Below are 22,599 nucleotides of genomic sequence, written 5' to 3'. Positions count from 1 at the left end.
AACATTCTCTATGAAATTACTTCGACATTCCCTTTATGAAGATACTGAACATTTTCCGTTTGAAAGTATGGAAGCAAATGTGTATGACATGTGAAAAATAATATTTGATTAGTCCTGAGCGTGGTTAAAAGCTCTAACACCTTTTTGGTTCTGTTAGCGTCAAAATTCACAAAACTATCATCGATAATAATCGGAAAGCGATACTTTTCGTAAAGGGTCGTGGCAAGAGCTAATCTTATAGAAACGTATACTTGCTCTGTAGTAGCTTGACTTAATTCATTCGCCTCAAATAGTGTGTGATCGCTTCTTTCAATGAGAAAACCAGTTCCTGACTGCTTCAGGTGTATCCGCTCATATTGTTCATCTGTCAGGAAGTATAGGTATTCCTCAGCTTTTGCCAGCATTCTTGGCAAATGAACGTTTTTATACTTTTCAACCGTTTTTGTTAGTATGGTTTGCGCTAAACTATAAACGGACCATTCTTTTGCTGCTTCCTCCAGCTCAAACTTTTGCTGCTTATAGTAGTGGAGTAACTCAGAGTATGTTCCTCCTTCTTCAAGAATTTGTATCTGGTAATTGGCAGCAGCTTGCCTTTCCTGCAGTTCAATTAGTCTAGACGATAACGTTTCAATCTCATCCTGATAATGAATTAATCGTTCTTCTACATTATGAATTTGTAACAGTCTTTCTATTTCGTGTTCTTTTAGAAAAGAGTATTGTACCTGCTTGCTAATATCCTCAAGCCTTTCAATGAGCTTTAATTTTGCTTCGAATTTTTTACCAAGCTCATAGAACGCCTCTTCTTCCTCAACATTTGCTTCTTCAAGGAGCTTTTTCTTTTCTGTGATGAGATGGGCTTGTTCCAGTTTTATTTGATTAAGGTCTGCCTCAAGGTCATCTAGCTTTCCTTGCTTTTCTTGAATTTTTATTAACTTTCCATGTTCATCTTTTAGTTTGTTCCGTAATAAATATCCGGCTTTTGATAAATCACTTACTTTATCTCCTAAATATTGTTTTGCGTAAGAGGTGATTCTTTCAGCAATGTCAGCCTGTTCAAGGTTAATATGTTCCAGCCTTGCAAGCGAATTCTTTTTTTCTCTGCCTATAAGCTTGTATTGTTCAATTAGTTGAAATGCCTCAAGGAAAAAAGAATGTGCAATATATTCAGGTATACGAAGTTCACTACTCAGTTTCAGTATCAATTCCTTATTTTCTGCTTCTTCAAGCTCCCACTCTTCAAATTTCCTGATTACTTTTTCATATTGTGTTTGCTGTTGTTCGAGCTTTATTTTTAGCAGCTGGTACTGCTCTTTCCAGTAATGATCCTGCTTCAATTTTTCTTGAAGGGCTGGGATGTCACTATTTTTATATCTTTCGAGTAATTGAAGTAACCTTTTTTCATCTTCTAACAATTGACTTAAAGCTTGAGTGATCTTTGTATCATTTTTACGATTATGGTTTTTACTTAGAAAAAAACCGATTAGTAAGCTTCCTAATACACCAAAAGCTAACAATATCCATTGCCTGGTATACAAACCATAAAGTGATAGAAACAGCAATAATACTCCAATGGTTAAAAATTGAATTTGTTTTTGTTTGTTTATCGCAGCCAATGTTTTCTTATCCTGTTCATGAGTATGGTGATAATACTCTTTTTTGTCTTGGACTGCCTTAAATTCGTATTCGATTTTTCTTTTTTCATTTTCTTCACTGATTAACTGTTCAAGTCGCGCTCTTTCATGAGCTGGGATCATATGAGTTTCTGCAAAGCTGACTTTTCTCTCTAGCTCTTCAAGAGAGTTTTTTTCTTCTCGAAATTTCTCCTCAAGGTCTTGTTTTACTTCTAATAGCTTTTGCTTTTTCCTCGCAGCCTGTTCTACTTGATTTTTCATATAGATATTTGTGTTTATCGTTAGAACTTCTTCTTCCCTTAAAGGTAAGTGTAGTTTTTCATTTATAATCGAGATTCTTTCTTCTAAATCTGCTAATTTCAATTCGTACTGTTGTTTTTCTAAGGTCAGCTGCTCATAGATAGGAATCTGGTCTAGAGCACTCAGAAGCTGGGATTCATCAGCAAGCAGCTGCGTTTCCGGCTGTATTACGGCCACTTCTTTTTTTAATTGAGTGATTCTTTCCAGTAAACTTGAAATCTGAGCATTGTATGGATAGATAAGCTGATTTAATTTTTCTATTCTTTCAATACCTCTTGCAGGGAATGTATTTTCTCCAAGTAACTTGATTTCTGTATGTATCCATCTTTCTTCTTTGACGAGTGAATGGATTTTTTGCCATTCATTTAACTTTTCTACCTCGCTCTTTACATCCTGCAGTGTATGGCTTATGTCTTCTATCTCCTTATAGATTCTTTCTTTATCTGAGACCAAGGCCACGTAACCTTGATTTTTGGCTGCTGCTTTTTTTAGGTCGCTGCTAAGTTCATGAAGGGCTTTGAGTTTTTCATTTACCACCGGCTTCTTCCCGCTTGGTTTAAAACGAGCTTCTAATTCCTTCTGAAGTTCTGCCTCTGTTTTCGCTAGTCGTTCTGTTCCGAGTGTACCAGTAGAAAATAAAAACTTTCCCAATTCATCCCCTTTCATTTGGTGGATATTTTGCAGCCCATGCAGGTTGAAGGAAAAAATTGCTTGGAATAACCCTTTATCCATATTTCCAAGCAGCTGCTTAAGCAGTTCCTCATCACCTGTTGTTCCGTCCTCCAGTGTAACGGTAACGTCGCCAGAAGCCTTGCCTCTTATCCTTTCTATCGTGGCAATACCAAAGTCATCAAAACATATTCTCAGCTTTCCGCCGTAATTTGAGCCGTTTTTTGGTACATAGCGAAGTTCTGAAGTTTGTTTCGTTGGGAACCCAAATAGAATTCCATGAATAAATGCCATGATCGTTGATTTTCCTGCTTCATTTTCACCATAAAACACTTGAAAATCAGATAGGTCCTTAATCACGGTATTGTTTAATTGACCAAAGCCGTATATATGTATCTCCTGGATTTTCAATCAATCATCTCCCATCACTATTGATACAATAACCCAATTAATAGTTTCTCAGCCTTTTCCAATAATTCTTTTTGTTCGCTTTCTGTTAAACTTGTTAAATATTTTCTGCCCAATTGATGCTGATATAAAGGTGCAATCGCGTCCTCAGGATTCTGAAAGTCATCGATGGCAGCAAACAGCTCCGAATAAAAATCTGCTTCATTTATTAATTTTTTTCTATCTAGCTGCTGGTGATCCTCTATGTTTAAATTGACAACCCATACAAATGATTCCTCATCATTTTCATAGTCTAACAGCAGCTCTAGAAGTTCAGTATCTAGAATTTTTTTCTCTTGAAAATCATCCAATTGAACATTTTTTAGGTTTAAGGTAAGCAGTGTACCTAGTCCAGCTTTACGCAAACGTTCGATGGTCAGCTGACATAATTGAAAGATTTCTTGAAAACTTTGTGCCAAAGCAGCATCGACAGTAACTTCTTCCCACAACACGTCTGAAGTTTCTATAAATTCTGTTTTGGCTTCGAGTTCATTCAACGTAATATGATAACAACCTTTTACGCCTGATTCCTTCTTATTACGACCTTGGAGGTTTCCTGGATAAATGATTGGCGGCGTCGTTTCCGATAATATTGTCCGTTTATGGATATGCCCTAAAGCCCAATAATCAAATTCTTTCTCCAGCAGATCCTTGATAGAAAAAGGAGCGTAATTATCATGGTCCGTTCCGCCGCCTTCATTCCCGTGGAGAATGCCGATATGAAAATCTGCAGGATCCTGTTTTTGATAGTGATCTATTCTTTTATCAAGAATATGTCTTTGTAAATAACTAAAGCCATATAGATGGACGGTATCTCCACGTTTCGTATGGAATACCTTCATTTCGACATCACTGCCAAAAAAATGAACGTTTGAAGGCATATCAAGGTGCACCCATGAGCCGCTTAAATGATCATGGTTTCCGTGAATAACATAAACAGGAATATCCTTTTGTAAAAGCTTTTGCATTTCATTACGAAAGCGTGATTGTGCACGTAAGCTTCTATCTTCACCATCATATAAATCACCGGCTAAAATAACAAAATCAACATTGTGATCGATGGCCGCTTCTGTTAGTTTTCCTAAAGCCGTGAACGTACTCTCTCTCACTCTTGAAAGGATATTTGCAGGTAAATGCTTTAAACCAACCATAGGACTGTCCAAATGCAGGTCAGCTGCGTGTATAAATGATATCTGTTTCATTAATAATCTCCTTTCAGTGAGTTTTCTTTCATTGTAACATCTCGAAAAAGCGAATGCACGTTCTAACCGAAATGCGGAAGCGCCTAGGCGCTGTAGCTAGACAATTCTCAAAGCTCATAAAGCAAAAAATATTAACAGAAAAGGGCCTTGCCTTTTTTTGACAAAGCCCTTCCATTTTATTCTTTTTTTGTTAGCTGCAAAGCCTTTTTTATATCCTTAAAGGAATTTGATTTTCCGTACATTAATACTCCACCGCGGTATACACGGGCACCAAATACTGCTAAGAAGGTGATTGTTCCCACCAGAATCGCAATCGCTAATGCAGCTTCCCAAACTGGAATATTTAGCATTCCTACCCGTAAAAACATAATCATTGGGGTGAAGAATGGTATATAGGAGGTGATGACGATAAATGGTGAATCCGGTTTACCTAGACCAAACATCGCAATCATAAATCCTGCTACAACAAGTAATGTCATGGGCGTAATCATTTGTTGAACATCTTCAATCCTGCTTACCAAAGAACCTAAAAACGCGGCAAGGGTAGCATAGAGGAAATAACCTAAGATAAAGAAAATAACAGCATAGGAAATCGTTGATAACGATATGTTTCCAAATCCAAATGCGTCAAAAAAGCCGCCTTCCAGCGAAGACAAATTCCGTTTTATCGAGAAATACCCAACAGATAGAAGTACGGCAAGCTGAGTTAAACTTAACAGACCTATCCCAAGTATTTTTGCAAACATCTGCTTTATTGGTGATACGCTGGAAATCAAGATTTCCATCACTCTTGAAGACTTTTCAGTAGCCACTTCCATTGCAATCATACTGGCATACATAATAACAGCAAAATAGATAACAAACAGCAGAACATAAACAAGTCCTCTAGCCTGATTCAGTTCTTCTTCCGTTTTCGCATTTTCCTCAAGAGCAATTTTCTCGAAAGAAACCGGCTCATACAGCTGCTGGAGCTGCTCTGGTGTCAGGTTAATTTTTGAAGCTGCAAGCATGGTTTTCATTTGCTGAAGCCCGGACTGAAGATCGGTATATATTGTTGAATCAGCTACACTCATTGCTTTATACGCAGCTTCAGGCAGCTGCTCTTCATCATAACGCAGCTGGACAAATCCAACATATTCCCCTTCTTCTACTGCCTTTTCTGCCTCTTTCTCGGTGCCTTTAAACTCTGTCAGCTGCAGGTTTTTATTTAATGCACTCATTTGTTCTTTAAGTGGTTCATACAGTTGTCCTGTTTCATCTAATACAGCAACCTTTTCTTTATCGCCGCCATTATCGAAAACTTCAATGATATTATTCATGTTTGTTAACCCTAAAGTGATAACGACTGTCAACAGTGTTGTGATCAAAAATGATTTTGTTTTCAATTTGTTAAAATACGTATGGAATAAAATAATCCAAAATTTATTCATAGGAATCACCTACTTTTTCAATAAAAATATCATTTAAAGAAGGTTCTTCAAGTTCAAATTTTCTGATGAATCCTTTGTTGACGATATCTTTCAAGATCTTTTCAGCAACATATTCCCCATCAATTTGAAGATGCATTCCCTCTGTTGTGGACTTAGTCTTAACCACACCTGGATAACCTTTCAGACTGTCTAATGGAAAATCCGCATGTATAACAAGATTCTTTTTTCCAAATGCACGTTTTATATCTTTTAAGGCACCGTGTACGACCGGAGTTCCTTTATGCATAATACATAGATGCTCACACATCTCTTCTACATGGTGCATTTGATGGCTAGAAAAAACGATTGTCGTTCCCTTTTCCTTTAATGAGAGAACTGCCTCTTTAAGCATTTCAACGTTTACAGGATCCAGACCGCTGAATGGTTCATCCAGAATCAATAATTTGGGTTTATGTATGACGGCCGCAATGAATTGAATTTTCTGTTGATTTCCTTTTGAAAGCTCTTCTACCTTTTTATTTTCATATTCAGGAACTTTAAATCGGTCCAGCCAATATTTTAATTCAGAAAGTGCTTCATTTTTGCGCATTCCTCTTAATCTGGCAAGATAGACAATTTGATCGCTAACTTTTAATTTTGGGTATAAACCTCTTTCTTCAGGAAGGTAGCCGACTAAATGGCTTGTAGAATAATTGATTGGCTGCCCGTCCCAGGTAATTCTTCCATCACTAGAATCCAGCAGCCCCAGGATCATTCGAAATGTAGTCGTCTTCCCTGCACCATTTGCTCCTAAAAAGCCAAACATTTCTTTTTCAGGTATGGTTATGGATAGATTTTTAACTGCCGTAAAATCACCAAATCGTTTTGTTACATGTTCAAGTTTTAAAACCATTCAAATTCCCCCTCAAAAATTACTATACGAAAATCCTATGAAAAAGTTTCATTTTTGCAAAATATCAAGAATTGTGCAAATATTATAATATCAATAATACCAAAGGGGGATATAGGATGAAGACTTACAAATTAACAGCCTTTGAAGCAAATGGGGAAAAAATAGTAGATGAGGCAATTCAAGCTGAACATGATGAAGCCGCAAAAGAATTAGCTGAAAAATTATTATCAGAAAGGAATTTACTAGAGAAAACACATCGTTTCACATCTCCAAGTGGCAAACTATTATTGTTTCATTCTTAACCATAAGACAGAAAAAAGAAGCAGCAAATGCTTCTTTTTTCTGTCTTACTTATTTTCCGATAAATTTTGCTGGTCTTTTTTCTATAAAGGCTCGAATTCCTTCTTGGTGGTCGAATGTTCGGCGCATGTTTAGCTGTCCATGCTTTTCTAATTCTAAAATCTTTAGCAGCTGTGGTCTGTTCATATCTGCTAATATCTTTTTCGTTTTGATCATTGCCTGAACTGGGCGTTGCAGCCAATCGGATATTCTAGCATTTAAAGTTTCTTGCAAATCTTCTGCAACTTCTTGTACCAATCCTATTTCCAACGCTTCTTGTGCGCTCATCATTTTTCCATCCCATATTACCTGTTTTGCCTTGATTTCTCCTAATCTTTTCTCTAAAAAGAAGTGAGAGCCGCCATCAGGTATTAAACCGATTCCAATGAAATTCATTGCTAGTTTGCTCGTTTTGTCAGCTATGATGTGGTCAGCAGCCAGCGCAAGACTGAATCCAAGGCCTGCCGCCGCACCATTTACAGCACTAATGGTTAACTTTGGCATACTATAAAGAGTTATCATTAATTCACTAATACAATCCATTACAGGTAAAAATTCGCTTTCATCCAAGTCGGAAAGCATTGTTTTAATATCTCCCCCTGCGGAGAAAGCTCTGCCATTCCCTGTTAACACAACAACATCAATATCATCCGACTCCGCTATTTCCTTAAGTTTGCTCACTAGGCCCTTTATCATGTCCACGTCAAGTGCATTTAATGATTCCGGTCTGTTCATCTCCACCGTTGCAACCCGTCCGTTCACCCACAACTTCACCTTATCCGTTACAAAATTTATCGTCACCCCAAACCCCTCCCATAATCATTAGTCACTTCCATTATAGCTTGAATTCCGCTGGTAAAAAATAAATTTTCATAATATATGGAATTTTCTTTGCGATAAATAGGAAATCTTTTTACGCATAAAGGACAAAGAGAAGCCCCTTTGTCCTTTACCGAACTTACTTCCTTAACACTTCCTTTTGAACCTGTTCCCTTAACGTCATCTTCAAAAGCTTACCAACCGAAGTCTTCGTGATTTCCTCCAGGAACAAGATTTCATCAGGGAGCCACCACTTGGCAAACTGTGGTGTTAAAAACTCAATTAAATCTTCCTTCTTAACCTTATTTTTATATGAATCTTTTAATACCACACAAGTAACTGGTCTTTCCTGCCATTGTTCATGCGGGACCGCAACCACCGCGGCTTCAAACACTGACTCATGCGCCATTAATGCGTTTTCTAAATCAACGGAAGAGATCCATTCACCACCGCTCTTGATTAAATCCTTTGTACGGTCGACTATTTTTATAAAGCCTTCTTCGTCAATGGTTACGACATCACCAGTGTGGAGCCAGCCGTCATGGAAGGCATCTTGTGTTCTCTCATCCTTATAATACTCAGAGGCAATCCACGGACCCTTTATGCATAACTCTCCCATTTCTTTACCATCCCAAGCCACTTCTCCATCCTTGCCCACGATTTTTATGCTTAAGCCAGGAACTAGAACTCCTTGCTTTGCTCTTATTTCTAGTCTATCCTCATAATCTAAATTTTCTTGATAGCTTTTTAATGTTGAAATCACTACAAGCGGACTTGTTTCCGTCATTCCATAAGCATGTAGGAATGGTATGTTATGCCGTTGATCAAAGGCCTTAATCATCCCTTTAGGAGTTGCAGAACCGCCACACAGCACTTCTCTTAAACTACTAAGGTCGTAAGAGCCCTCATCAAGTTCTTTTAACAAACCAAGCCAAATGGTTGGGACACCTGCTGTGACGGTAACTTTTTCACTTTCAATAAGCTCTGCAAGCAGTTTTGGAGTAAAATATGGTCCTGGCAGCACTAATGACGTCCCAAACCATACTGCTGCAAATGGCATGCCCCACGCATTGGCATGGAACATTGGCACAACAGGCGGTGCGATGTCTTTCTCACTTATTGCGGCACTATCTACGAGCCCTAACGCCATGCTATGAAGAAAAATTCCTCTATGAGAGTAAACAACTCCTTTTGGATTACCTGTAGTTGCAGAGGTATAGCACATACCAGCAGGATCGTTTTCTCCTATGTCTTCTGGATATTGAAATTTAGGGTTTGCTTCTGCTAATAAGGTTTCATAATCATAGATTGGCGAAAGCGTGGTTTCAGGAAGTACCTTGTCGTCTGTCATAATCACAAAAGCCTTAACGCTTTTTAGCTCATGTGCACATTTTTCAAGTAAAGGGACTATGTCTGGATCTACTAAGAGGACACTATCTTCTGCATGGTTGATAATATAGGAAATATGCTGCGGAGAGAAAAAAATCTCTTGCAATTTAAGCAAGAGATCCTTTTTCAGAGAAAATTTGATTTAATATTTTTATTTTTTCTTCCGTATACGCTTCAAAGCTTTCGTTATATGTTTTCGGGTCTTTAGGATTAGCAAACTGAGTGATTTTTCCTGTTCGCGGGTCAATAAACTTGCTGGAGGCGCCGCAGCCAAGCCCGATGATCGTCTGCTGCTCTTCCATAATCATGATATTATAGATGCTTTCTTGATTGGGGAAGGCATAGCCGACATTCTCTAGATTACCAAGAATATTTTTTTGACGATAGAGATAATAGGGAACATAGCCGTGACTTTCTGTCCACTCTGTTGCTAGATTCATCATTTGTTCGACTTCATCACGGCCTGCGACTTTATATTTTTCCTTGTTTTTCGTCATTTCTGAAGCACGTTTAAACGATAAAGTATGCACGGTTAGTGATTCTGGCATTAGCTTTTCTGTTTCCGCAAGTGAATGTGTGAATTCCGCCATCCCCTCACCAGGAAGCCCAATGATAAGGTCCATGTTAATATTGTTCATGCCCATTTCTCGCGCTAAATGATACTTATCAATGGTTTCTTTAACACTGTGGTGGCGCCCGATTGCCTTTAAGGTTTCTTGTGTATAGGATTGAGGATTTATACTGATCCTGTCAATTTTCCATTTCTTTAATACCTCTAATTTTTCAGGGGTAATGGTATCCGGACGGCCTGCCTCGACTGTAATCTCACGTATATTCTCAACGTCTGGGAATGAATCATACATTTCTTCATAAAGCATATCCATTTCTTCTGCAGTAATACTAGTTGGTGTACCGCCGCCATAGTAAACGGTTGTAATCCGTATGCCCTTTTCCTTTAGCCATTCACCAATTTTCTTTATCTCATAGTGCAGACCACCTAAGAAGGAATCAACAGATCCTTGTCTGCCGTTTATTGCATAGGCTGGGAATGTACAGTAGGCACATTTTGTTGGACAAAACGGAATCCCAATATAAATGCTGACCTCCTTCTGCAGGTCATAAAGGTCAGGAACTATGGCCAGCTGCCTGTTGACAATATGCTGCATCAGCTGAATTTTCTCATCTGTAATCAGATAATCATCCTTCAATTGCTGGTGGGCAAGTTCTTGAGGCACACCCTCTTGGACTTTACGATGTAAAAGCTTTGTCGGTCTGACCCCCGTGAGAATACCCCACTTCTGAGTAATTCCTGTCCAATTCTGCAATAATACTAAATAAACATGAGCGACAGCATTTTTTATCTGCTTAAAATATTCCTTATCCGTTTGAAAGGGCTGTACTGCTTTTTGATATTCTGTTGAAAAGGTTTTACCCTTTGTATCAAGTAATTCAGCCGAAACATGAATATGGTTATCTTCATTTATAATAAATTTTATAGTTAAATCTGCCTCATCGTCTAAAACCTTCACAATCTCTGTTTCTTCAAAAAACAAATTTGCAATCAGCGTTAGCTGACGATCGAATCTTGCATCCTCTAACCCGATAATCGAAATTCTCATTAGAATCACTCTTTCAAAATAGCTGTATTCGTAAAGCCTTAAATAAACTTCTTTAAGTGTACATAATCACCAAAATAAGGTCAATATAGTGGAAATCATTCACAAACGTAAAAGACATCACCGTACGTGACGATGATGTCTGCTAATTTATTTTTTAATGATATTCATTTTTCTTAAAAACTCAATTGGCTGCTGTTTTCTGAAGTGTTCTTTGACCATATAGGCGACACCGTGCTCATTTTTCGATCTCGTTACCCAGTCTGCAGCTCTTTTTACTTCAAAGTCAGCATTCCACATGGCCACTCCTAACCCAGCCGCCTCGATCGCTGGGATATCATCTAACCCATCGCCAATGACGACCATTTCCTTGAGCTGGATACCAAGATGGCTGCCAAGGAAAGCTAATCCCTTTAACTTTGAGACACCTGCTGGGACAATATCTAATCGCAAGCTGTCCAGTTGAATCGTTTCAATTTCTGTAAACATCTTTTCTATCGCCTTTTTTGCATCCTGAAGATCACTTTCATCTTCAAAATAAACCTCAATTTTCGGCGGCGTAACCGGTTGATCATGTAAGTATTCACTTAATGATGAAACAAATTGCTGAGAATAAAAAACAGGATCCCCTGATGTAAAGATGGTTTTGGCTAACAAATTGTTATTTAACTTCAACCTATTGGCTAAAGAAAATTGTTCATGTACCAGCCTGATTTGACACGGCAGACCTTCAAGGAAACGAACGGTATCATAAGTAATATTCTCGTTGATTCTTTCGACGTAATTTTGTTTATCCTGGATATTTGCAATAAAGGCTCCTTGATGTGTAATTAGCGGGTTTTTTATTTTCAATGCCCTGGCAACCTTCTTGGCTGAGGGAAAGCTTCTCGATGTCATGAGCGTTACAAAAATTCCTTTTTGCTGAACATACTCAATGGCTTCTTTTGTTGACTTATGAATTTTCCCGTTACTTTGTAATAGAGTTCCATCAATATTTAATGCAAGCAAACGATAAATCATTACGCTGCCCCCTGTTCTTGGTGAAGATACCCTTATATAACTTTTATGATTTTTCACTCACAGATAGAACAAGTGCAGCAGAAAAGAAAAAAACTTCCGGAAAAACCGAAAGCTTTTTGTTACGGGATTATAAATTTCCGTATAGTTCCTCTAAAGGCTTCATAATTAGTTGATTTAGCTCCCCAATGATCATGCTCATCCGCTGTTCTGCCTGCATGAGACGGGCTATTTTTTCATTTTGCTGGACAACGGCTACCGTTGATTGCGCCTGCTGGACTTCCTGTTCTGATATCTCTTGACCCATCATTTGTTTTTGTTGTAAATTCATTTGAATTTGACGGAATTGGTCAAACATATTCTTTGCTGTTGGGTCGGCATTTACTTCATGATACATTTGCTGTAATTGTTTATATTCATCGCTTTGACGAATTGCCTTTTCTAATGCATAGGCTGCATCGTATAAATTAACGGACATTCATTCCACTCCTCTTAAAATAATCCTAATAACTATAACAAACTATGTAGGTAAATGCGAGGATGTTAACTGCCCGCAATTAAGTATCACCAACCATTGGGCGATAACATAGGATACCATATCTACGAATGCCTATTTTTAACATATATTGGCCTATAAATGAGGAGTGACTATGCCCACTATCACAATTATTCCTATAGAAGCAGGAAACAGGACAGACATGTTTGCTCAGATGTCCTCACACCTGTTCAAACTACTGAGGCTTGAAAAACAACAAATCAAGGTCTCTATAGGAAAGAGAATAGTGAAAGTAACTATACAAACTGTCGAGATGACACCTAACGAGATTCATTTCCCTGAAATTCTATTTCAACAGGTTTGTTTACCGATTCAATCATATAAGTTTCATGCTATTTATAAAAAAGAAATGAATTCACTTTTTTTAGGTCCAATCATTGGTTTGGTGACAGATTTTAAAAATAAAGGAAATGATGAACCCCATTTTGGTTCAATCCATAACTTTTGTGAAGAACTTCATCACGGGATCACAGATAATGGCGGATTTCTATATGTATTTTCCTATCCAAACTTTTCTGTTCAAGGATATTATTTTGACGCTGGGATATGGAAGCCTGCAGGACTCCCTCTGCCAGATGTTATTTATAATCGTATCCATTCTCGGAGGCTGGAATTTGGTAAAGAGTATCAATTATTTCGCCAAAGGCTTGCTGAGTTATGTATTCCAATTTTTAATGATCGCTTTCTTTCAAAATGGGAAGTTCATGAGCACTTAACCCATGAAAACCATCTTCATTCCTATATACCAGATACAAATATTTTCACAAAAGATAATCTGACTGCTTTTGCAGAAAAGTATGAAACCATTTTTATTAAACCTGTACATGGTAGTCAGGGTAGAAATATCTTTAAACTACAAAAAGAAAATAACCATTTTTCATTAGAATCTTCTGTCACATCATCATTAGAAAACAAGCAGACCATCCTTTCCTTTGAGGAGATATATGGACATCTAAAACCTTTGTTGAACAATCGAATCTACATTATCCAACAAGGGATACCCCTCCTTACCTATCACTCTAGAGGGATGGATTATAGAGTACTATGTCATAAAAACCATCAAAACAACTGGGATGTTACTTCAGTGGTTGCCCGGATTTCGGCAGAAAATGAGTTTGTTTCGAATATTGCCAGGGGCGGGGAAATCATGACTCCAATTAATGCTCTAAAAGAGAACATGAGCATAAGCGATGCGAAGTGGGTCATATCTCAGATGAAAGATTTAGCGATCGAAACCGCCTTAATTATTGAAAGAAAGACTTCTGGAATTACTGGAGAACTAGGAATCGACATTGGAATGGACCAGGATGGCAGACCTTGGATTATTGAAGTGAACTCAAAGCCATCGAAAAACTTTGAAGATGGCCAAATGAAAATAAGACCGTCTGCCAAAGCGATTATTCAGTTTTGTACCAAGCTTGCATTAGATACAACCTCAGAAATGGAGGATTCATAGATGATAACCTTTGGAATAATGACCTTAAACATAGAAAGTGAAGCTGCTTATATCCATGAAATAGCTGTACGCAGTCATTCCTGCGGCATGGAATGTTTTCACTTTCTTCCCTCTTCTATTAATCCACTGACCCAACAAGTCCAAGGAAGACGCTTTTGTGCAGAGGAACAGAGCTGGGTTGAAGACGAATTTCCAATACCCTCCCTCATCTATGATCGCTGTTTTTACGGAGATGATCAACATTCAAAGCGCTGTGTCCCGATTGTTTCTTGGTTAAAAAGCAGAGATGATATTACTTTTTTGGGCTTTGGACTGCCTAATAAACTAGAACTATCTGAAACATTATCCAACTCTCGATTAGCACCCTATTTACCTCATTCACATTTGATTAAAGATTGCTCAGACGTACTATCTGCCTTAAACAAACAAAAAAAGATTATTATAAAACCGATTAATGGATCTCAAGGTTTTGGGATCTATTATTTAAAGAAAAACGATAAAACCATCCATGTCAAAACGGAAAAGAATAAACAGATTATCTCTAGAATATTCCCAAATGAAACGAAGCTATTTCAATGGCTGCAGCCCCTGATTAACTTTCGGCCATACCTGCTTCAGCCATATCTTGAATTATCGAATACCACCTCAAGGCCTTTTGATATTAGAATCCTGCTGCAAAAAGATCAACAGGGTGTCTGGGTAGACCGTGGAAAGGGAATTCGAATAGGAAATACAGGAGGAATTCTTTCAAACTTAAGTGCCGGAGGCTCGGTGATGGACTTTACCACCTGGTCCTCTGCGTTATCACAAGCCAGCAAAGAATATATTTGTTCGGAGTTGAATTTTATAACAACCAATCTCCCGCATATTCTTGAAAAAGAAATTTCACCATTATTCGAAATCGGGGTTGATATCGGGATTGCAAAGAATGGAGCCCTATGGATTCTCGACGTAAATTCAAAGCCAGGAAGAAAAGTTGTTTTAAAAACAGAGCCAGATTTAAAAGAAATCTTATTCCATGCACCACTTCTATATGGTAAATACCTTATTCAATCGGAAAGTATAGAAAGGAAGAGCCGCTATGAGAAAACGCTATACCATTGAAACAGCTGATACCAGCCAATTCGTTGTATATTGTCCTCAAGAGCTCTTGCAGGATAAGGTAATTAAAAAAATTGCATTTGGATCAAAAGCAATCGAAGTTGACTTTAGACCTCATCGTAAGAAAAACAATTCTATTGTGATCAGCAATGAGGTAAAAAAACAATTGCTTTTTCCTGATTTTTCAATAAAATTGCATGTATTTGTTGAAGATCATGTTCTCAATGTTGGCCCGCTAGTTGGAATATTTACAGCAGGTTTCACCCCATTCCCCCACCGCCCGATAGGTGAAAGAACGAACTTTTTCTCAAAATTATTATCCGTTAAAACAAATGTTGGGGCGATTCCATTTATTTTTGGAGAACAGCATATCAATTGGGATAAAGGGACAATTAGCGGATATATGTATCACGATCACAATTGGCAGAGTATGGAGATACCCTTTCCAAATGTTATTTATGACCGCCTGCCGAATAGAAAAAGTGAAAGAAACCTCAAACTAGCAAAAGTGAAGGAAATTTTGCAAAGAGACTATCTTATTCCATGGTATAATCCCGGCTTTTTCAGCAAACTCGATATTTATGAGCGATTACATCAGGACCAATCGGTCGCTAGTTACCTCCCAGAAACACACCCATTTACTTCCTTTTCAATGATTGAAGACATGCTTTCCAAATATGGTCACATCTATCTAAAACCAATAAACGGAAGCTTAGGCTTAGGTGTACATCAAATCCTGTACGATAAAATCCAAGACGAATATTACTGCCGCTATCGAGATCGTGAAGGTGTGAATCGTCTACGAAAATTCTCGTCCTTAGAAGGATTGTTTCAAACCGTTTTCGCTAACCGTAATCTAGACAAAATGATTGTTCAACAAGGAATTCACTTATTGCGGCATGAACAGCGCCCAATCGATTTCCGCATACACACAAACAAAGATGATGAGGGTGTTTGGCATGTCACAGCATTGGCTGCTAAAATAGCAGGACTTGGCAGTGTAACTACCCATGCAAGGAATGGCGGCGAAATAAAAACACTAGCAGAAATCTTCGAACCCGAAAATAATAAGCTTTTTACAGAAAAGCTTGTAAATGCTGCACTCTTGTTAAGTACAGCAATAGCCGACAACATGGAAGGCATTATTGCCGAGATTGGTTTTGATTTAGGAATAGATAAACAGGGTGACGTCTGGTTATTTGAGGCGAATTCCAAGCCAGGGAGATCAATATTCAGTCATCCTGCGCTAAAAAATTTTGACCAGCTTACCTGTAAGTTATCGATGGCGTTCGCGGTTTTTTTGACGGAACAATCTATCCTGCATCCCGAGGAAGTTATCAAATGGCAGTGACCAATCCATGGAGCAAAGGAAAAACTCCCGTTATTGGAATTTTGACTGCACGGAAGAAGGATGGCTCAATTGCAGGGAATGGCACACTTTTTATTGAACTGCAAAAAAAGCTTATTTCACTTAATGGAATAAGCTTTATCTTTACGCTGGATGGAGTTCATCAAGAATCGATTGATGGATTTATATTTAATCCTGAAAAAAGTGGCTGGGAAAGGATCACCTCTCCTTTTCCCGACCTCGTTTATAATCGAATACCCTTTCGAACGTCAGAAGAAGAACTAAAAAGCAGTATGTTCTTTGCTCGCTTGAAGGAAAAAAATATTCCCTTTTTTAATCCCGGATTTATTGATAAATCTGAGCTATATCACCTCTTTAAAAACCATCCCTTTCTTCATACTTTTTTGCCAGCCACCATACCAGCCAATCATAAACAAAAGATGTCTGCCTTTTTATCTCAACACCAATCCATCTACTTAAAACCTTCTCAGTCAGCCAGAGGGAACGGGATTTTTATATTAGAATTAGATACTCAGAAATGTGTACATGTAAAGGGATTAAAAGAAAATCATGTATTCGTCTCATTTGATCATTTTTGGGAAGAGTGGGAAAGCAAACTATTGGAGAAAAACTATTTGGCTCAAGAGGAAATAAAGTCGATTCTTTATGAAGGAAAAAGATTCGATTTTCGTATCCTGGCACATGCCGAAAAAAATCATTACAAGGTTACTGGAATTGGAGTCAGACAATCCCAAAAGCAGGATATCACCACTCATATTCCTTCAGGGGGAAGGCTTTTGCCATATGAGCGATTACAAAACGAGGAGTACGATTTCTTTATTGAAACCATTGTCCAACATATTGGCGCCTCACTATCCGAAACGTTGGGCTTTTTCGGTGAATTCTCAATTGATATGGGGATTAGTCAATCAGGGCAGTTCTATATTTATGAGGTGAATTCTAAACCGATGAGCTTTGATGAGATCGATATTGAAGAAAGAAAAATTCAATATCTATGCCAGCTGTTCCTGCAGCTAACCGGCTATAAAATCGATTGAAAACTTTTACTGGATTGTATTCATTTTTTCCCGTAAGCTAGTAGTAATCACTAGTTTTTAAGGGAGATGTTACTGTTGTTGACACACTTTCAATTTAAGCCTTTATTTGAAAATAAGAATATTCCAGGCTGGAATTTTTCTTTTTACTATAAAAAACAAAGATTTTCAGGTATCTATCACCAAACCGGAAAAATTGAATGGACAGTGAATACTCCCGAACAAGATGATATTGAAACATTAACCAGCCAAGTCCATGAGCTAATGCTATTCCATGTTTACGAATAACGTCTAGACTGAATGAAATATTCCCCTTTCCACAAACTATTAGAAAACAGGAAAGGGATTGGTCTTTGTGGAAGAAGGAAAAAATGTTCAAGAAAAAACAGACTTGCAGTATGAAGGTAAAGATAAAGTCTATTTAGATATTGACAGAATTATTAATGAGGGATTATCAGGCGGCTCAGTTCATTCGCGTCACGATACCACCAATATCGAAGAAGCAAGAAATCTGACAGAAGAAGAACCCCCATCTAAAGTAAATGAATAAAGCAAAAAGGCTGACACGTTGACACCTTAACGAGTCAGCCTTTTATAATTAAATCAGGATTAATGTTATAATAAGTGCATTATTCTAAAAATATTAAAAATGGAGTAGTTAATCTTGTTAAAGAATCTCATGTCTTTATACGCAAATTCAATCTTATATACTGAACAGCCGCAACATACATCCGATCAATTTTACCTATTTTTTGACGAATCTCAAAAAAACTGGCTTTCCATTCCGAAATCAAATCTAACGGAAAAAGAACTTAACCTTCTTCAAGTTCTATATGAACAAGTGAAAATTCCTTCGAAGCCATTAACCACACTATCGCGAAAATGGCATGATTTTCTACTATTAAATGGGCCCATGCCCTCACTAAGTACCGACAGTAATTTTCGATTCATTCAGTTTCATATTAGAGGTCTTGGGGTTGACCCCACAGAAATTGAGCCCGCAATCAAAGGCTTTTTTTCAGATGAAATACAAATTATTTGGGAAGATGACCATAATGGGATCGTCATTGAAGAAAGAAGACAATTGTCCCTAACCGAAAGTGAGTTAACTTCCATGGCAGATACGTTAGAAAGTGATTTTTATGTAAAGATATCTTTTTATTTCGGGAAAGTTTACCCATTCTCCAATCATTTACGTACCCAATTTCTACAAGAAAAAGAGTATTTTGAATTCGCTAAAGAAAATCTTGAACGTACCAATATTCTTACCTTTGAAAAAATCTTTCCAGCTTTTGTGGCATTCAATCTGCCTCAATACATGAAAGAAAAGATTAAAATGGAGCTTTCCTCTGTATTCTCGGAAGATCCTGAGTTATATACGACAATCAAAGTCTTCCTTGAAAATAATCTGAATGCTAGTTTAACGGCTAAAAAATTATATATCCATCGAAATACACTACAGTATCGGATTGATAAATTTATTGATAAAACGGGAGTACAATTAAAAGACTTTTACGGAGCTTTTACCGTCTTTTTAGCGTGCCTGCTTTTTGAACAAAGGAAATAGAAATTGGTTAGGACACAATGCACAAATTTGACGTTAGGAACTTTGTGCATTGTGTCCATACTGTTTGTAAACCTTTTCATGTACACTTAAGTTAATCAAAACAGGGAGGGTTTACACAATGGCTGAATTAAAATTAGATCACATTTATAAAATTTATGACAATAAAGTAACAGCGGTTACAGACTTTAATCTACATATCCAAGATAAGGAGTTTATCGTATTTGTAGGTCCGTCTGGCTGCGGTAAATCAACAACATTACGTATGGTCGCTGGTCTTGAAGAAATTTCAAAAGGTGACTTTTATATCGATGGAAAAAGAGTGAACGATGTAGCTCCTAAAGATCGTGATATCGCAATGGTATTCCAAAACTATGCCCTATATCCTCATATGACAGTTTATGATAATATGGCATTCGGTCTTAAACTTCGTAAGTTTCCAAAGGATGAAATTGAACGTCGTGTAAATGAAGCTGCAAAGATTCTTGGATTAGAAGCTTATTTAAAAAGAAAGCCTAAAGCATTATCAGGCGGTCAGCGTCAGCGTGTTGCATTAGGACGTGCGATTGTCCGTGACGCAAAGGTATTCTTAATGGACGAGCCTCTTTCTAACCTTGATGCAAAACTTCGTGTAGCCATGCGTGCTGAAATCGCAAAGCTTCACCGTCGTTTAAACACAACTACTATTTATGTAACACATGACCAAACAGAAGCAATGACCATGGCTTCAAGACTTGTAGTTATGAAGGATGGTCTTATTCAACAAGTTGGAACACCAAAAGAAGTATATGAAAAGCCTGAAAACGTATTTGTTGGCGGATTTATCGGTTCTCCTGCCATGAACTTCTTCAATGGAAGACTTCAAGATGGTAAGTTTGTAGCTGGTAAAACTTCTATCGCTGTTCCTGAAGGTAAGATGAAAGTTCTTCGTGAGCAAGGGTATGTTGGTAAAGAAATTATCCTTGGTGTTCGTCCAGAAGATATCCATGATGAGCCTGTATTTATTGAAGCATCTGCTGGTACTAAAATTACCACAAATGTAGATGTAGCAGAATTAACTGGTGCTGAATTAATGGTATACTCTAGTATCGACGGTCAGGACTTCGTTGCCCGACTAGATTCAAGAGCTGACATTCACCCAGGAGATACATTAGACCTAGCATTTGATTTAAATAAAGGCCACTTCTTTGACGCTGAAACTGAGTCCCGTATCCGTGTGGCTAATGAGTAGAAAAGCGGAAGCGCCTTGCCCAGGGGCGACAGGCATAAGACGAGCCGGCGAGAAGGTTGCTCTTTACCTTCTTGACGGATTGGCTTATGACCCCGAGCCCCTAGGCGCTGTAGCTAGACAATTCTCAAAGAACCAAAAAGGTCCCGTAAATCGCGGGACCTTTTTTGTATTGCTATTCTTTAATAAAAATGACATCATCGTTATGACAGGATGGACAAGTATAAAGGTGCGGGCATTTTTGCCCTGAATTACTGTCCGGATAACCGTCCTCCATTTTCATTAAATCAATTTCCATGTACGGACTGTAATCATCAAAAAAATCAATCAGTCTTCCGCTATCCACCATTTGTTCCCCGCAATGCGTACACAAAAGATACATTTCACGTAAACCATTACATATTGGGCATATTGACATTTCCATTCACCCTTTAGTTTTTTATATGAGGTTAGTTTGCGTTACAATTACGGCACTATGTAAAGGAATAAATTACCAGATAAATAATCGAATAAGCTGTCCAATTTTAATCATAATAAATATTACAAAGCAAGCAACAACATACAAAGCAAGCAACAACCTTACATCGATGGGTTACCAAGTGAAAAGGAAATCTCTTTTCACCAACTAAAGGGTCTAAAGCCGGTGCAAGTCCGGCTAACCCAGCCACACAAAAGAAAGTATGCTCCAATATCTTACTACTTTCAATGTGGGTTAGGCCATGGTGGCAATGGTTAGCATAACCATAATGGTTCAATTCCATACTGACCCCAAAATTATTAAGAGGAGTGTTATTCAACTATGGCTAGTAACAACAACTCTAATCAACTTTTAGTACCAGGAGTTCAACAAGCACTTGATCAAATGAAGTACGAAATCGCTTCAGAATTTGGTGTTAACCTTGGAGCAGACACTACTTCACGTGCTAACGGTTCTGTCGGAGGAGAAATCACTAAGCGTCTTGTAGCAATGGCAGAGCAACAACTTGGCGGATTCCAACGCTAATTTTAAGTAAAACACTGTAAAAAATTAAATAATATGGCTTAAGCCCCCTCCTCTATCGGAGGGGGCTTTCATTTGTATTAACATCGTATTCCTAGACCATATTTTCAGGCTTTATCCACTGATCAAATTGTTCCGGTGTAACATAGCCTGTTTTTTCAGCTGCTTCTTTTAACGTGCAATTTTCTTTAAAAGCTAATTTGGCAATTTCTGCTGCTTTTTCATATCCAATAAACGGATTTAGTGCTGTTACTAGCATCAAGGACCGGTCCACATGGTTTTTTATGACGTCTTTGTTGGCTTCTATTCCAATAGCACAATTTTTATTAAAGGAACGAATGCTGTCTATTAATAGTGTGATTGATTGAATTACATTATAGATAATCACTGGCTTAAAAACATTTAATTCAAAGTTTCCCTGGCTTGCTGCAAATCCAATCGTCGCATCATTCCCAAAAATTTGGCATGCTGCCATCGTTAATGCTTCACTTTGGGTTGGATTTACTTTACCCGGCATGATTGAACTCCCCGGCTCATTGGCAGGAATAATCAACTCCCCAATCCCACTTCTTGGTCCACTGGCCAGCCATCTTACATCATTGGCGATTTTCATTAAGTCTGCCGCTAAAGCTTTTAACGCACCATGTAAAAACACCATTTCATCATGACTTGTTAATGCATGAAATTTATTAGATGACGCTTTAAATGGATACCCTGTATAGGCGGCCAGTTTTTCCGCTGCCTTATCACCAAATTGTGGATGAGCGTTTATACCCGTGCCGACAGCTGTACCGCCAATAGCCAAGTCAAGAATATACGTACCTGAGTCTTTCAGCATTCTTTCATTCTTTTCCAGCATTGCCCTCCAACCGCTGATTTCTTGACCAAGCGTGATGGGTGTTGCATCCTGAAGATGAGTTCTCCCTATTTTCACGAGATTCATAAACGCTTTTTCCTTCGTTAAAAGGGTGCTTTTCAATTCGTTGAGCGCTGGAAATAAATTCTCCGTCATTTTTATGTACGCAGCAACATGCATAGCAGTTGGAAAGGTATCATTAGAGCTTTGAGACATATTTACATCATCATTAGGATGAATCCTCTCAACACTTCCTTGACTGCGTAATAATTCATTCGCCCGATTTGCTATAACCTCATTTACATTCATATTGGTTTGTGTGCCACTTCCAGTCTGCCAGACAGCAAGGGGAAAATGCTCATCAAATTCTCCTTTAAGCGTACGATCGCAAACTGACAGAATTGCGGTCATTTTTTCTTTCGACAGTTTACCTAAATCATGGTTAACCTCTGCTGCTGCTTTTTTAATTAAGGTTAACGCATAAACGACTTCTAGGGGCATTTTTTCACTGCCAATTTGAAAGTTTTCAGAGCTGCGTTGTGTTTGTGCACCCCAGAACTTATCAATTGGGACCTGAATCTCACCAAGAGTATCTTTTTCCACTCTAAACTTTTCCATAGCTTCCCGCCTCACTTCTTCATTTTTGCATCTATATTCTTAACTTTATTCCCTTTTACTAAAAAA

The 22,599-nt window shown here is 38.0% G+C and carries 21 protein-coding genes; 10 read left to right on the top strand and 11 right to left on the bottom strand.

Translation table 11 applies throughout. The annotated features are described in order from the left end of the window. Positions 1 to 8: 8 nt before the first annotated feature. From ACIQAA_RS13080 to ACIQAA_RS13065, 4 genes are all read right to left on the bottom strand, one after another. Positions 9 to 3,011: an ATP-binding protein gene (locus ACIQAA_RS13080; RefSeq protein ID WP_402619913.1), complete on the bottom strand. Its 3,003-nt coding sequence runs from the start codon at positions 3,009 to 3,011 to the stop codon at positions 9 to 11. 17 nt (positions 3,012 to 3,028) lie between these two features. After that, positions 3,029 to 4,249: a metallophosphoesterase family protein gene (locus ACIQAA_RS13075; RefSeq protein WP_402619911.1), complete on the bottom strand. Its 1,221-nt coding sequence runs from the start codon at positions 4,247 to 4,249 to the stop codon at positions 3,029 to 3,031. A gap of 176 nt (positions 4,250 to 4,425) precedes the next feature. After that, complete coding sequence (locus ACIQAA_RS13070; protein ID WP_402619908.1) at positions 4,426 to 5,679, bottom strand: ABC transporter permease; 1,254 nt, start codon at positions 5,677 to 5,679, stop codon at positions 4,426 to 4,428. Beyond that, entirely contained in the window at positions 5,672 to 6,571 is a 900-nt protein-coding gene (locus tag ACIQAA_RS13065; protein ID WP_402619905.1) for an ABC transporter ATP-binding protein, read from the bottom strand. Before ACIQAA_RS13065 ends, ACIQAA_RS13070 begins: the two co-directional genes overlap by 8 nt. A 116-nt stretch (positions 6,572 to 6,687) precedes the next feature. Here ACIQAA_RS13065 and ACIQAA_RS13060 point away from each other — a divergent pair, with 116 nt between their 5' ends. Continuing rightward, positions 6,688 to 6,873, top strand: a complete 186-nt coding sequence (locus tag ACIQAA_RS13060; protein WP_402619903.1) for a YhzD family protein — start codon at positions 6,688 to 6,690, stop codon at positions 6,871 to 6,873. A gap of 49 nt (positions 6,874 to 6,922) precedes the next feature. On the opposite strand, the gene ACIQAA_RS13055 is transcribed toward ACIQAA_RS13060, so the two are convergent. The 5 genes from ACIQAA_RS13055 to ACIQAA_RS13035 all read right to left on the bottom strand — a co-directional run bounded on the left by ACIQAA_RS13055 (position 6,923) and on the right by ACIQAA_RS13035 (position 12,229). Further along, entirely contained in the window at positions 6,923 to 7,711 is a 789-nt protein-coding gene (locus ACIQAA_RS13055; protein ID WP_402619900.1) for an enoyl-CoA hydratase, read from the bottom strand. Between the two features lie 157 nt (positions 7,712 to 7,868). After that, positions 7,869 to 9,233, bottom strand: coding sequence for a long-chain fatty acid--CoA ligase (locus tag ACIQAA_RS13050; RefSeq protein WP_402619897.1), 1,365 nt, complete (start codon positions 9,231 to 9,233; stop codon positions 7,869 to 7,871). Beyond that, complete coding sequence (locus tag ACIQAA_RS13045; protein ID WP_402619894.1) at positions 9,226 to 10,737, bottom strand: coproporphyrinogen III oxidase; 1,512 nt, start codon at positions 10,735 to 10,737, stop codon at positions 9,226 to 9,228. The genes ACIQAA_RS13050 and ACIQAA_RS13045 overlap by 8 nt, the downstream gene beginning before the upstream one ends. 147 nt (positions 10,738 to 10,884) lie before the next feature. Next, complete coding sequence (locus tag ACIQAA_RS13040; RefSeq protein WP_402619891.1) at positions 10,885 to 11,754, bottom strand: Cof-type HAD-IIB family hydrolase; 870 nt, start codon at positions 11,752 to 11,754, stop codon at positions 10,885 to 10,887. Between the two features lie 127 nt (positions 11,755 to 11,881). After that, positions 11,882 to 12,229 (bottom strand): YlbF/YmcA family competence regulator, encoded by a 348-nt coding sequence (locus ACIQAA_RS13035; protein ID WP_179597878.1) that lies wholly within the window; start codon positions 12,227 to 12,229, stop codon positions 11,882 to 11,884. A 304-nt stretch (positions 12,230 to 12,533) separates the two neighbouring features. Between ACIQAA_RS13035 and ACIQAA_RS13030 the strand changes: the two genes are divergently transcribed. The 8 genes from ACIQAA_RS13030 to ACIQAA_RS12995 all read left to right on the top strand — a co-directional run bounded on the left by ACIQAA_RS13030 (position 12,534) and on the right by ACIQAA_RS12995 (position 20,062). Next, entirely contained in the window at positions 12,534 to 13,763 is a 1,230-nt protein-coding gene (locus ACIQAA_RS13030) for a YheC/YheD family endospore coat-associated protein (protein WP_402619887.1), read from the top strand. Then, the gene (locus ACIQAA_RS13025) at positions 13,764 to 14,867 is read left to right on the top strand and encodes a YheC/YheD family endospore coat-associated protein (protein ID WP_402619884.1); all 1,104 of its coding nucleotides are present in this window, start codon (positions 13,764 to 13,766) and stop codon (positions 14,865 to 14,867) included. After that, entirely contained in the window at positions 14,845 to 16,215 is a 1,371-nt protein-coding gene (locus tag ACIQAA_RS13020; protein ID WP_402619882.1) for a YheC/YheD family endospore coat-associated protein, read from the top strand. Before ACIQAA_RS13025 ends, ACIQAA_RS13020 begins: the two co-directional genes overlap by 23 nt. Then, positions 16,206 to 17,270, top strand: coding sequence for a YheC/YheD family endospore coat-associated protein (locus ACIQAA_RS13015; protein ID WP_402619879.1), 1,065 nt, complete (start codon positions 16,206 to 16,208; stop codon positions 17,268 to 17,270). Before ACIQAA_RS13020 ends, ACIQAA_RS13015 begins: the two co-directional genes overlap by 10 nt. Positions 17,271 to 17,345: 75 nt before the next feature. Beyond that, the gene (locus ACIQAA_RS13010; protein ID WP_402619876.1) at positions 17,346 to 17,555 is read left to right on the top strand and encodes a YheE family protein; all 210 of its coding nucleotides are present in this window, start codon (positions 17,346 to 17,348) and stop codon (positions 17,553 to 17,555) included. A gap of 67 nt (positions 17,556 to 17,622) precedes the next feature. Next, on the top strand, positions 17,623 to 17,817 hold the full coding sequence (locus ACIQAA_RS13005) for a hypothetical protein (protein WP_402620278.1): 195 nt from the start codon (positions 17,623 to 17,625) through the stop codon (positions 17,815 to 17,817). A 114-nt stretch (positions 17,818 to 17,931) separates the two neighbouring features. Beyond that, positions 17,932 to 18,834, top strand: a complete 903-nt coding sequence (locus ACIQAA_RS13000) for a PucR family transcriptional regulator (RefSeq protein ID WP_402619873.1) — start codon at positions 17,932 to 17,934, stop codon at positions 18,832 to 18,834. Between the two features lie 118 nt (positions 18,835 to 18,952). Next, positions 18,953 to 20,062 (top strand): ABC transporter ATP-binding protein, encoded by a 1,110-nt coding sequence (locus tag ACIQAA_RS12995; protein ID WP_402619870.1) that lies wholly within the window; start codon positions 18,953 to 18,955, stop codon positions 20,060 to 20,062. Positions 20,063 to 20,234: 172 nt separating this feature from the next. On the opposite strand, the gene ACIQAA_RS12990 is transcribed toward ACIQAA_RS12995, so the two are convergent. Further along, positions 20,235 to 20,477 carry a hypothetical protein gene (locus tag ACIQAA_RS12990; RefSeq protein ID WP_402619867.1) on the bottom strand — a complete coding sequence of 81 codons (243 nt, stop codon included), beginning with the start codon at positions 20,475 to 20,477 and terminating at the stop codon, positions 20,235 to 20,237. 381 nt (positions 20,478 to 20,858) lie between these two features. Between ACIQAA_RS12990 and ACIQAA_RS12985 the strand changes: the two genes are divergently transcribed. Next, positions 20,859 to 21,062 (top strand): alpha/beta-type small acid-soluble spore protein, encoded by a 204-nt coding sequence (locus ACIQAA_RS12985; RefSeq protein ID WP_034675254.1) that lies wholly within the window; start codon positions 20,859 to 20,861, stop codon positions 21,060 to 21,062. Between the two features lie 91 nt (positions 21,063 to 21,153). Here the strand turns inward: ACIQAA_RS12985 and fumC are convergent, their stop codons facing one another. Then, positions 21,154 to 22,533: a class II fumarate hydratase gene (fumC, locus tag ACIQAA_RS12980; RefSeq protein ID WP_402619864.1), complete on the bottom strand. Its 1,380-nt coding sequence runs from the start codon at positions 22,531 to 22,533 to the stop codon at positions 21,154 to 21,156. Positions 22,534 to 22,599 lie beyond the last annotated feature (66 nt).

It is taken from the genome of Neobacillus sp. NPDC093182 (assembly GCF_044754045.1).
Note: the sequence above shows the minus strand (reverse complement) of the source record. Positions and strands in the feature narration are given on the sequence as shown.

Bases quoted from the DNA above. Each gene is read 5' to 3' on its own strand.
- ACIQAA_RS13015 (WP_402619879.1), top strand. From the start codon at position 16,206: ATGGCAGTGACCAATCCATGGAGCAAAGGAAAAACTCCCGTTATTGGA.
- ACIQAA_RS13040 (WP_402619891.1), bottom strand. From the start codon at position 11,754: ATGATTTATCGTTTGCTTGCATTAAATATTGATGGAACTCTATTACAA.
- ACIQAA_RS13060 (WP_402619903.1), top strand. From the start codon at position 6,688: ATGAAGACTTACAAATTAACAGCCTTTGAAGCAAATGGGGAAAAAATA.
- ACIQAA_RS13075 (WP_402619911.1), bottom strand. From the start codon at position 4,249: ATGAAACAGATATCATTTATACACGCAGCTGACCTGCATTTGGACAGT.
- ACIQAA_RS13065 (WP_402619905.1), bottom strand. From the start codon at position 6,571: ATGGTTTTAAAACTTGAACATGTAACAAAACGATTTGGTGATTTTACG.
- ACIQAA_RS13025 (WP_402619884.1), top strand. From the start codon at position 13,764: ATGATAACCTTTGGAATAATGACCTTAAACATAGAAAGTGAAGCTGCT.
- ACIQAA_RS13035 (WP_179597878.1), bottom strand. From the start codon at position 12,229: ATGTCCGTTAATTTATACGATGCAGCCTATGCATTAGAAAAGGCAATT.
- fumC (WP_402619864.1), bottom strand. From the start codon at position 22,533: ATGGAAAAGTTTAGAGTGGAAAAAGATACTCTTGGTGAGATTCAGGTC.
- ACIQAA_RS12995 (WP_402619870.1), top strand. From the start codon at position 18,953: ATGGCTGAATTAAAATTAGATCACATTTATAAAATTTATGACAATAAA.
- ACIQAA_RS12990 (WP_402619867.1), bottom strand. From the start codon at position 20,477: ATGTCAATATGCCCAATATGTAATGGTTTACGTGAAATGTATCTTTTG.
- ACIQAA_RS13020 (WP_402619882.1), top strand. From the start codon at position 14,845: ATGAGAAAACGCTATACCATTGAAACAGCTGATACCAGCCAATTCGTT.
- ACIQAA_RS13045 (WP_402619894.1), bottom strand. From the start codon at position 10,737: ATGAGAATTTCGATTATCGGGTTAGAGGATGCAAGATTCGATCGTCAG.
- ACIQAA_RS13070 (WP_402619908.1), bottom strand. From the start codon at position 5,679: ATGAATAAATTTTGGATTATTTTATTCCATACGTATTTTAACAAATTG.
- ACIQAA_RS12985 (WP_034675254.1), top strand. From the start codon at position 20,859: ATGGCTAGTAACAACAACTCTAATCAACTTTTAGTACCAGGAGTTCAA.